This is a genomic window from Streptomyces sp. NPDC002619, assembly GCF_042889305.1.
Taxonomy (GTDB): Bacteria; Actinomycetota; Actinomycetes; order Streptomycetales; family Streptomycetaceae; genus Streptomyces.
Genome location: NZ_JBIAQV010000096.1, coordinates 1 through 10,079, shown reverse-complemented (window position 1 = coordinate 10,079; position 10,079 = coordinate 1). Strand labels below are relative to the sequence as shown.

Genomic DNA, 10,079 nt, shown 5'->3' with positions numbered 1-10,079 from the left:
AAACCTTCATCATCCGCACAGCACCACATCAAGCAGGGTCTCTACCTACATCAACCTCACTCTCAGTGTTCGTGGCACACCTCCAGCCGTAGATCTTGTGACGGTTCTCGTTCGGTGTCGTTGACCGGGAATGATGGGGTGTGAGGGCTGAGCAGATAGCCGGGTGGGATATCGACAGGCCACGCGTCTCCTCGGCGGATCGCGCTTTCCTGGCCGCGCTCCTCCACCGGCTCCCGAGGCCCAAGCTGCGGCAGCTGCAGCTGATTGTCTCCCCGGACACGGTTCTGAGGTGGCACCGGGACCTCATGCGCCGAACGCTGCCTGCCGCCCGGGATCTCGCGCAGTACGGCATCAGGGTGTGCACGATCGCTCCGGGCATCGTCGACACTTCGATGCTCGCCACTGTCTCCGACGAGTTCCGTGCCGGGCGGCCAGCCCACGTGCCCTTCCCCCGGACGTCTGCCCGGGCCCGACGAGTACGTCCAAACATGCGGGCAATGCTGCGGTACCGCGCCTGTCGACGAACAGGAGTCAGAGGATTTTGTTGCTGTCGACTTCCCACGCGCCCCAGGCCCCACAGGAAAACACAACCCGCTCCCATGCCTTTGACAGTCCTCCTGCCTAGCGTCCTCGCCATGACGAGAACACAAGGACCGGCACACAAAAGAGACCTGACGCGGCGTAAGGTCATCGCGGCGGGCGGGGTGGCCGTGGCCGGGGTGGGGGTGGTATCGCCGTGAACGCCTTCGCGGGCGAGACGGCCGACACCGCGTCCGCATCGAGCACCGAGGCGGCTGGCTGCTACAAGCTCACCTCGGAGACCACCGAGGGTCCGTACCACATCGACGCGGACAAGATCCGCCAGGACATCACCGAGGACAAGGAGGGCATCCCCCTCACCCTCAAGCTGAAGGTGATCGACTCCGAGACCTGCAAGCCGATTCGGGACGCGGCCGTCGACATCTGGCATGCCGACGCGCTGGGCGTCTACTCGGGCTACGAGAGCCTGTCCTCCGGCGGCGGCAGCGGCCCCACCGGCGCCCCCTCGGGCACGCCTACCGAATGTGAAGCCATTCCGAAGCGCTACGGGGCGCTGCGGCGGAACTGGTCGAGCTTGTCGAGGTTCGTCTGGCCTACGGGTGTGTGGTGGCTGGGCAAGACGACGAAGCGCCCGACGCTGATCTGTCGCCGTGCAGCTGTCACGTGGGTGACATGCCGTCGGTACGGTCGCAGGCCATGCCATTGTGGTTCGGATCGAGCCGCAGCGGGTCGGCCGCACCGTTGACCTTCAACGGCAGCTGGAAATCGTGTCTGCTCAGCCATGTGCAGCGGGCGGCCGCGGTGGCCTTGACGGTGTTCGGGAAGACGGCCGGGACACAGAGGTCGGGGGTGCCGTAGTGGTTGTCGCAGCCGGAGACGCGGACGCCGACCGGGGCCGAGGTGCGCCTCTTCCCGGGCTTTTGGGGCTTGTTCGCCAGGTCCCTGGCGAAGTCGTGGATGTGCGGGGACGGTGTGTCCGCGCCGGCCGAGGTGGTGGAGCGCAGCGCGGTGCCGCTCCCCTGGTCGTCCAGGTGGACCCACTTCGCCACCGAGGGCACGCCGTTGGCGTCGACCGCGAAGAGCATGTACCAGCCGGGCGGCGCCACATTGGGGTTGCTGGTGACGTTGAGGTCAATGGTGGTGCCGTTGACGACGGTCAGCGGCAGGTCTACGAAGCGCTGGTTGGGGTCGGAGGAGTGGGTGACCGCGGCCGGGCGGATCAGTTCGGCCCTGGCGATGGTGCGGTCGACGGTGATCCGCTGGCTGCTGCCGTACGTCCAGTGATTGTCGGTGACCGAGGTGATCTGCGGCCGGGGGCCCTTGAAGAGGTACGGCGGCGTGTAGATCGACACATTGTGGTTCCACGTGCCGTTGCCGGGGTTGTCGCCGGTGGCCATGACGCGGCCGTCCGGCAGCAGGAAGGCCGAGGAATGGTAGCCGCGGGCCTCGGGGTCGGCGGCGACGGGGGCGAAGGTCTCGGTCTGGGGATCGAAGATCGACGTCTCGTGGACGGGGTCCGCCCGGTTGTGCAGTCCGCCGCCGGTCTCCAGGATCTTACCGTCGGGCAGGAGGACGGCCGAGACGTACATCTTGCCCTGGGCGCCGGTCTGCGGGACGGTGCCCGTCGGCAGGTCGACGGTGCCCTGGGGCAGCAGCGGTCCCGCTGAGTACGTGGGGTTCGGTTGCTTCAGGTCGATGAGGTCGGTGAGCCGGTTGCCGTCGGGGTTGCTGTCGATGTTGCCGCCGCCGATAGTCAGGACGCGCTGGTCCTGCGCCGGGGGCAGCAGCACGCTGGCTGACTGGTCGCGCTGGTCCTTGTTCTGCAGGCCGTTGATGGGTGTGACGGTGTTGGCATCGTAGTCGTAGACCGCAGAGCCAGTGCCGGGTGTGCCGTTGCCGAAGACATGGCTGCCGGAGTAGAAGAGCCGGCCGTCCTGCATCAGGATCATCGACGGGTACAGTCCCCAGTACGACCAGGTCTGGTTGACCTGCGACAGCGGGAGCCACTTGTTCTGCGCGGCCGACCACTTCTCGGCCGTCACCGAGCCCGTGGAGTCCTCGCGCAGGCCGCCGAAGGACAGTACATCCCCGTTGCCCAGCTCGGTCGCAGAGGGATACCAGTGGCCGTCGTTGAGGTCGTTGGTCTGCGTGTAGGTCTCGGTGTCCGGATCGAAGACGTAGCTGTGCCGGTAGCCCTCATAGCCGTGCGAGCCGTCGGCGGCGGGGTAGGCCTTGTTACCGCTCATGATCAGTACGCGGCCGTCGGACAGCTGGATGTGGCCCGAGCAGAACATGTCGTCTGGGGTGGGGATGACCTTGTAGGTGCCGGCCTCGGGGTCGTAGACGGCGGAAGTGAAGCTGCCGGCCGCGAAGTTGTCGGTGTTGTTGCCGGAGCCCGCGATGAGCAGCACCTTGCCGTTCTTCAGGACCACGGAGTGCATCGAGCGTACCGGGTTCTGCGCGGGCAGAACGTCCCACTTGCCGTCCCGGCACTGCGCGGCGGTGCCCGTGCACACCGGTTCCGGTGGTGTGCCACCGAAGAGTTCGGTGGTGTAGTCGTCGGTGGTGATGCTGCCGACGCCGTAGACGGACACGCCCCAGGTGAGCTGGTCGGTGCCGGCCGGGACCGGCGGGGTGCGCACCTCGGCCTTGTTCCAGGCGGCGCTGACCGGTGGGTTCATCAGGTCGGTCCAGTACTGCCAGCCGGCCGTGGTGTCGTGCCGGAAGAGGGTGACCGCGGTGTCCGCGGTCGTCGACTTGTACCAGACCGACAGGTCGTACTGCTGTCCCGTCGTCACGTGCGGGGCGCAGTCGGGGGTCTCGGTCATCATCGCCTTGCGGTCGCCGTCCACGCGGCGGGTCAGGGCGACCGTCACCGCCTTGCTTCCGGAGTGCGCGTCGGCGGTGGTGGTGAAGGTGAAGTCGTTGTCGCCCCAGCCGGACTTCTCCCAGCAGGCCGGCATGTCGCCGGTTCCAGCCGTCTCGAAGCCGGGGTTGATGATGAGGTTGGTGCCCGCCTCGGCCGCCTCGGGGGCCGACAGCAGGAGGAAGGGCGCCGCCATGGCTGCGAAAATGAAGGCGGTGGCGGCCGCGAAGGGGCCGCCTGCTCTTCTCGTCATCAGGCCTCCTCGATCTTTCCGCGGCGGCCGGCTGCCCAGCGGCCGCGGCGTGGCAGGTAGACCAGCATCTCGGTGCCCGCGAACCGCAGGACGAAGGTCACGACCAGGGCGAACGCGGTTGCCGTGAACACCCCCATCCCGAGTCCTCCGACGAACAGCGTGATCAGCGGGATGCGCAGCAGCAGGTCGGCGTTGGCCAGCAGCGCGAACCGGCCCGAGCGGTCGGCCCAGTGGCGGTGGCGGCGGCGTTCCCGGAACAGCAGCAGTTCGATCAGCAGGAAGTTCCACAGCACGCCGAACTGGTTCGCGACGATCTCGGCGGGCACATAGTGCATGCCCGCGGACGTGAGCACGGCCAGCGCCGCAAGGTTGGGTACGAAGCCGGTGAGCCCGATCAGGCCGAAGACCAGCACCCGCGCGACCGGCGAAGCGGTGCGCAGCCTCACCAGGTGGGCGAGGAAGCGCATTCCCTCCCGGGCGGTCGACTTGGACTCGCCCGCGTAGCGGTCCTGGAAGACGAAGGGCACCTCGGCGACGGCGCGGGGGCGGCTGCGGACCGCCAGCTCCAGCAGGATCTTGTACCCCAACGGGCGCAGAGCGCCACTGCCGCGATGGTTGCGCAGCGCGTCGCGGCGGATGGCGAAGAAGCCGCTCATCGGGTCGCTGATGCCGCGCAGGGCCCGCGGGAACAAGCCCTTGGTGAGCCAGGTCGCGCCGCGCGAGACCGCGACCCGGTAGGCTCCGGCGAGCCCGGCGCGGCTGCCGCCGCCGGTGTAGCGGCTGGCGACGACCAGGTCGGCGCTCTTGTGGGTGCCGGTCTCGACGAGCTCGGGGACGAGGGACGGCGGATGCTGCAGATCGGCGTCCATCACGACGACCCACTCGGAGCGGGCGGCCCTCAGGCCCTCGACGACGGCGCCGCCGAGTCCGCCGGCCGGGGTGTCGCGGTGGATGACGGTGACGGAGAACGGGCGGTCGCGGCCCGCCATCTCGGCCACCGCCGGGGTGTCGTCGGTGCTGTCGTCCACAAAGACGACTTCGCAGTCGGGCAGCCGCTCAGGGAGGGAATCGGCCAGCCGGGCGAGGAGTTCGCGGATGTTGCCGGACTCGTTGAAGGTGGGGATGACCACGGTGACGGAGCCGGGCGCGGTGGGCGCTCCGGCGCGCAGATCGGGGGCGTTGGCCTCTTCCGTACTGCTACTGAACACGGTCACCTGGTTCCTCCAGCGATGCGACGGATCTCGATACGGTCGGCGCCCTCGCCGAAGACCGCGACCGGGGTGGAGTGCTGCAGTGCCGCCTTGACGGTCGGCAGGTCAACGGCGTCCCGGCGCACCGTCGGGGAGGCGACCACGTAGTCGATGTCCCGCCAGCCGTTCGGCAGCGTCCTGGCGACAGCGGGGTCGAGGTCGGCCTTGTAGAACCAGATGGCGCCGTCACCGGGGCGGTATCCGGCGTGGACGAGGTCGAGCCACAGGGCGTCGTCGACCAGCGCCCGCGTGCGGCCCTGGTCCGCCACGTCGTCCCGCATCCAGGCGGCGGCCGCCCGGTAGGGCGCGTTGGCGTCGGCGGTCAGGGCGGTGCGGTCGCCGTCGTACCAGTGCGATACGACCAGGACGGCGGCGGTCGCACCCAGGGCGGCGAGCAGCGTCCCGCGGGCGTACCGGAAGGCCCGGCCGCCGCGCCGGGCGCCGCGAAGCAACACCGCGTGGGTGACGCTCGCGGCGGTCCCGGCGACGATCAGCGCGAGGAAGGGCAGCGCCTGGATCACGTACATGGCGGGCAGATAGCCCGACGGACGCATGGCGACCAGAGCGAGGGTTGCCACGGCGAGAGCGGGACCGGCCAGCGCCCTGGCCGTCACCGACCAGCGCAGGACACCGAGCAGCAGCACAGCGCCGGCAAGCCCGCCGAGCGGAAGCACAGTGTCGTAGTAGAGCCACGACTCGAAGACGGCGTGCGAGTTGGTGCCCTTGGCGAGGATGAAGCCCGAGCCCTCGCGGCTCATCTGAAATCTGATCCCGTCGATCAGCGAGACGTGCCCAGGGCCCGGGAACAGTTCATAGTTGAGCAGGGCATAGAGCGGATACCCCAGCCCGGTCAGCCCGCACGCGACCACCGCGCCGGTCACCGCGAACTTGCGGGTGTCACGGTGGCTGTGCTGCCACATCGTCACCAGCAGCGCCGGCAGCACGACCAGCATCGTCTCCTTGCTCAGGACGCTGGTGGCGGCGGCCAACCCGGCCCCGAAGTGGTGCCACAGATGGTGGTTGGGGGACGCGGCCAGGCAGAACGCCAGCAGCATCCACATCACCGCGATGTTGTCGAGGAAGATCTCCCGCTGCAGCACGACCGCCAGCGGCGACAGCCCGAACAATGCCATGCCGAGCCCGGCCGCCCAGCGCGGCAGGCCAAGCCGTCGCGCCAGCACGTAGAGCAGCACCGCACTGATCCCGCTGACCAGCAGCATCGCGTAACGCATCGTCGCCACCGTCATGGCGTCCTGGTCGATCAGCGAGGCCGGCCATGTGATGAGCGCGATCTGGATCCAGCCGACCGGCGGGTGGTCGTACCAGTACGTGTAGTGGGCCAGCCCCCTGCCCTGCTGGACCGACCAGGCCTGCGCGAGGTACGTGCCCTCGTCGTCGCTGAAGGTCGGGAAGCGCGTGATGTTCCAGCCCTGGACGGTCAGGATCACCGTCAACAGGACGCCGCACAGGAGAAGATCGGGGCCAGAGGTGCGGAAGCGGAATCGTGGAGCGGGGCTCTTCGCGACGGGGTGTGCGTCGGTACGCGGCGCGGGGACAGCCGCAGCGGGCCGAGTAGCGGTGGACCTGGTGACGGTCACCGGCGCACGTCCTCTCCGCTCGCCTCGGCGAGGTGGGCGCCGACATGGCGGGTCAGCTCCCAGTCGTTGCGGCCGCGCTGCTCGCGCCACACCGCGCGGGTGGCGGCTCCGGCCAGGAGAAGCTGGTAGAAGGGACCGCCCACGATGAGCTTGACGTAGTGCACCAGGCGCACCCGCAGGGCGTACTGACGGCCGAAGTCGTGCAGGCCCACGATCTCGAAGACGAAGGTGACGGTGGCGGTGAGCGCGGGCAGGAAGGTGACGACCGTGGTGCCGACCGGGACGTCGACGAAGAGCGCCACCCAGATGTTGATCGGGATGATCACCCCGGTGAATGCCTGGAAGAACGGCGTCATGAGGGTGTAGCGGGCGAGCATCCGCTGCCCCAGGGTGGGGAGTTGCTTCCAGTCCTTCTTGCGGTAGACCTGAAGGAAGCCCTGGTTCCATCGGGTCCGCTGCTTGAGCAGGCTCACCAGGGTGCCAGGTGTCTCCTCGCGGGTGACCATCTCGGCGTCGTACGCGACGACCACACGCTTGCCCTTGCTGGACAGCCGCACTCCGAGGTCGCAGTCCTCGGCGAGGCAGTTCCCGTCCCAGCCGCCCGCCTCCCGCAGCACGTCGGTGCGGATGAAGACGGTGTTGCCGCCGAGCGGGATGAAGCCCTTGAGCGCATGCAGGTGCAGCCGGCTGCGGAACCAGAAGAAGTACTCCAGGCAGTTGCGCAGGCTGTACCAGCTGGAGTGGAAGTTGATCAGCTGGACGCCGCCCTGTACGACATCGGCCCCGGTGGAGCGGAAGGCGTGGTCCACATGGGTCAGGAGGGCGGGGTGGACCTGATCCTCGGCGTCGAAGACCCCGACGACTTCGCCGGAGCAGTACGGCAGCGCGGTGTTGAGGGCCTTGGGCTTGTTCTTCGACTCGTTGGTGTCGACCACCACCCGTACCCGGTCGGGCGCGGACGCCGCGACCCGCTCGGCCACTTCGGCGGTGCCGGGGTCGTCGTGGCCGACGATGATGATGATCTCGTAGTCCCCGTGCGCAGATTGCAGCAGGCCGTTGACGGTGTGCTCGAGGACCGCCTGCTCGTGCCTCGCGGGCACCAGCAGGGAGAACGAGAGACGAGCGTCCCCGTCGGGCCGCGCGAAACGGGTGGCCGCCAGCGTCGCGGGCGTACGCCAGGCATGCATCTGCCACCAAAGGGTGAACGCCGCCGTCCAGAACAGCGTCAGCGAGGTGACGGTGATGAGCGCCGAGAACAAGTAGAACTCCTCAGACGGGCTGTGGAACAACACAGCTGTGAATGGATCCCTGTGGGGTGGTGCCGGTCGCGGACTCGGCGGCGAGAAATCGGGGCATGCTCTCGTTTCCGGGCGCATGCGCGGGCCCCGGGCGCGTACCTGCGAAATACGGGAGTTCGCATGTCACGGCGGATTTGGTGTGCGGAAGTGGTCCTGTGTACGCGGCTGAATCGCCGGGCACACCGGTTTGTCGGACGGAAACCGAGACGTACAGCGAAGGGAATCGGCAATCGGTCCGTCGGCGCGGACCACCGCGTCAGCGGTCGGCGAGTGCCCCGGGACCCCAGGTGCCCATGATGTTGGTGGTGCGATGAGCTGCGTCACCTGCGCCGCAGGCCGATCGGATCCGAGTGGCCCGCGCCCTGCAACTGCCCTGGTACTGCAACCGCAAGCGGCCTTGCCTTTAAATCAGACAGCGTGCGTACACGAGGGATCGTTTCCACGGCGCCCTCCGCGACGACCTGGGGCATGTCCGGCGGTTTCCTCCGTCCTCTGCCCAGGACCTCGAGGCCGGAAGCAGTCCCGCGGACTCGCTGTCCAGTTCATGCACGTCGAGCATGGTGATTCCATTTCGTGACGGGCGCAGGAAGACGTATTCGGGGTACACGCAACCCCGCCCAGCGTCATTGGACAATCTGTCCGACGATGTTGGACGTTAGTTGCTGTGCGTATTGCCTTGCAAGCCGCTCCTGCGGGCGGTTTCCGCGTCGATTTCGCAGAACGGAGAAACCAGCAGGTGAGCGGCTCTTGGGCATGGCAGGCCATCGGTGGACGCAGATTGGGGCTCACCCGTACGTACGAGTCAGCCCGGCCGACTGGTGTCCTGCCGAGATTCCCGCTCTTCGGAGGTCGGGTTAATCGTCGTCAAGTCGGCCTCGATTCGTCAGTGGCGATCGGCCGCTGATCGGCTCCGCGGTTTATCCGTAATATCTCGTTGCCGTGCGGTGCGGGCCGTCGCATGCCGCTGCGGGTGCGCCCGGTTCCACAGGCCCGGATCTGCTGCTCCATCCTGGTCCTCGTCCGGTCGGGGCCCGGCAGTCAGCCAGTGGAAGGGAGCTGGGTGAGCGGGTGCCAGTACGTGGTAAACGCTTCTGACCAGGGACCTTCGGCGAGACTGCGGGTGCCGATAAGACATCCGTCCAGGTCGCTGCCTTGATCGCCACTCTCCAGCTGTGCCCGCTGATCGCATCAGAGCCTTGGCCAGTGCCGGGCGTCGACGGCATCATGATCTGTCGTGCTGCTGCGCCTGGCCTATCTCACCGCAACCAACACCCTGGCTTCCGCGCCTGCTGCCGATGAGTGACCGAGACAAAGACATCGAGATCCTGGCGCTACGGCACCAACTGCTGGTCCTGCAGCGCCAGGTCGGCAAGCCCACGTTCACCGACACCGACCGCGCCGTCCTGGTCCACTACCTCCCGATGGCCAAACTGCGGCACCTCCTGCTGCTGGCCCGACCGGACACGATTTTGCGCTGGCACCGCAACCTGCTCAAACGCCGCCACGCCGCGACCCTGTGGGGCTCGTAAAGTCATCGCTGCAGCTCAAGCCGCTTAGCGGTACTGCGGGTGACGATTAATCATCCGGCCTGCTTAAGCGACGTGTTGGTACTCGTGAAGGGTGCCGTCGAGTCGACCTCGTCGGTGGATCTGCAGGTATCCGATCTGCCCTTGTTTGGTGATCGGTTCGGGCAGTGGGCGGAGTGGAGCCGCTTGGTGCAGGGTTCGGTGCGGACGATGCCCGTTGTAGAAGGACTCGAACTCGCGTAGAGCGTGAGGGAGATGGTGCTGGTTCCAGATCAAGGTGCGGTCCAGGAGCTCGCGCCGGCAGGTCTGTATCCAGCGCTCCATGATGGAGTTCATCCGCGGCACTCGTACGCCGCTCTTGACGACCTTCAGTCCGGCATCGGCCAGCACCGCATCGAAGACCCGCGTGAACTTCGAGTCGCGGTCACGGATCAAGTCCGCGCCGTTTCGGTGCGCAAGCTGCGGCATGGAGCTGCTTGAGGAGGTCACGGTGCCAGCGCAGGACCGTATCCGGACGTACCAGCAGCAGGAGGCGGCGCAGCTTGTGCCTCGGCAGGTGGTGGAGCAGGCCCGCGAGCACCGCACGGTCGATGTCACTGAACGCGGGCCTGCCGACCTGGGGTTGGAGAACCAGTAACTGGTGCCGCAGCGCCAGGTGAGTCGGCGGCGGGAATCGCACCCGCCGCCGCTCGCAGAACCGTGCGGGAGCCTCTCGGCTCACACGGCTCCCATCGTCCAGCCGTCAGGT

4 protein-coding genes and 3 pseudogenes are annotated in these 10,079 nt (G+C 67.8%); 2 read left to right on the top strand and 5 right to left on the bottom strand.

Going from position 1 to position 10,079, the window contains the following annotated elements; all coding sequences use genetic code 11:
* Positions 1 to 635 precede the first annotated feature (635 nt).
* A pseudogene (locus tag ACFYXB_RS44620) lies at positions 636 to 1,063 on the top strand (dioxygenase); the annotation flags it as partial.
* A 136-nt stretch (positions 1,064 to 1,199) separates the two neighbouring features.
* Here the strand turns inward: ACFYXB_RS44620 and ACFYXB_RS44615 are convergent.
* From ACFYXB_RS44615 to ACFYXB_RS44600, 4 genes are read right to left on the bottom strand one after another with little or no spacing between them, the layout of a single operon-like run.
* Positions 1,200 to 3,602 carry a galactose oxidase-like domain-containing protein gene (locus tag ACFYXB_RS44615; RefSeq protein WP_389591147.1) on the bottom strand — a complete coding sequence of 801 codons (2,403 nt, stop codon included), beginning with the start codon at positions 3,600 to 3,602 and terminating at the stop codon, positions 1,200 to 1,202.
* A 56-nt stretch (positions 3,603 to 3,658) separates the two neighbouring features.
* The gene (locus tag ACFYXB_RS44610) at positions 3,659 to 4,828 is read right to left on the bottom strand and encodes a glycosyltransferase (protein WP_389591145.1); all 1,170 of its coding nucleotides are present in this window, start codon (positions 4,826 to 4,828) and stop codon (positions 3,659 to 3,661) included.
* A gap of 41 nt (positions 4,829 to 4,869) precedes the next feature.
* On the bottom strand, positions 4,870 to 6,507 hold the full coding sequence (locus ACFYXB_RS44605) for an ArnT family glycosyltransferase (RefSeq protein WP_389591143.1): 1,638 nt from the start codon (positions 6,505 to 6,507) through the stop codon (positions 4,870 to 4,872).
* Complete coding sequence (locus tag ACFYXB_RS44600) at positions 6,504 to 7,766, bottom strand: glycosyltransferase (RefSeq protein ID WP_389591142.1); 1,263 nt, start codon at positions 7,764 to 7,766, stop codon at positions 6,504 to 6,506. Before ACFYXB_RS44600 ends, ACFYXB_RS44605 begins: the two co-directional genes overlap by 4 nt.
* A gap of 1,273 nt (positions 7,767 to 9,039) precedes the next feature.
* Here ACFYXB_RS44600 and ACFYXB_RS44595 point away from each other — a divergent pair.
* Positions 9,040 to 9,316: pseudogene (locus ACFYXB_RS44595) on the top strand (integrase); the annotation flags it as partial.
* Between the two features lie 81 nt (positions 9,317 to 9,397).
* Here the strand turns inward: ACFYXB_RS44595 and ACFYXB_RS44590 are convergent.
* Positions 9,398 to 10,010, bottom strand: a pseudogene (locus ACFYXB_RS44590) (integrase core domain-containing protein).
* Positions 10,011 to 10,079: the final 69 nt, after the last annotated feature.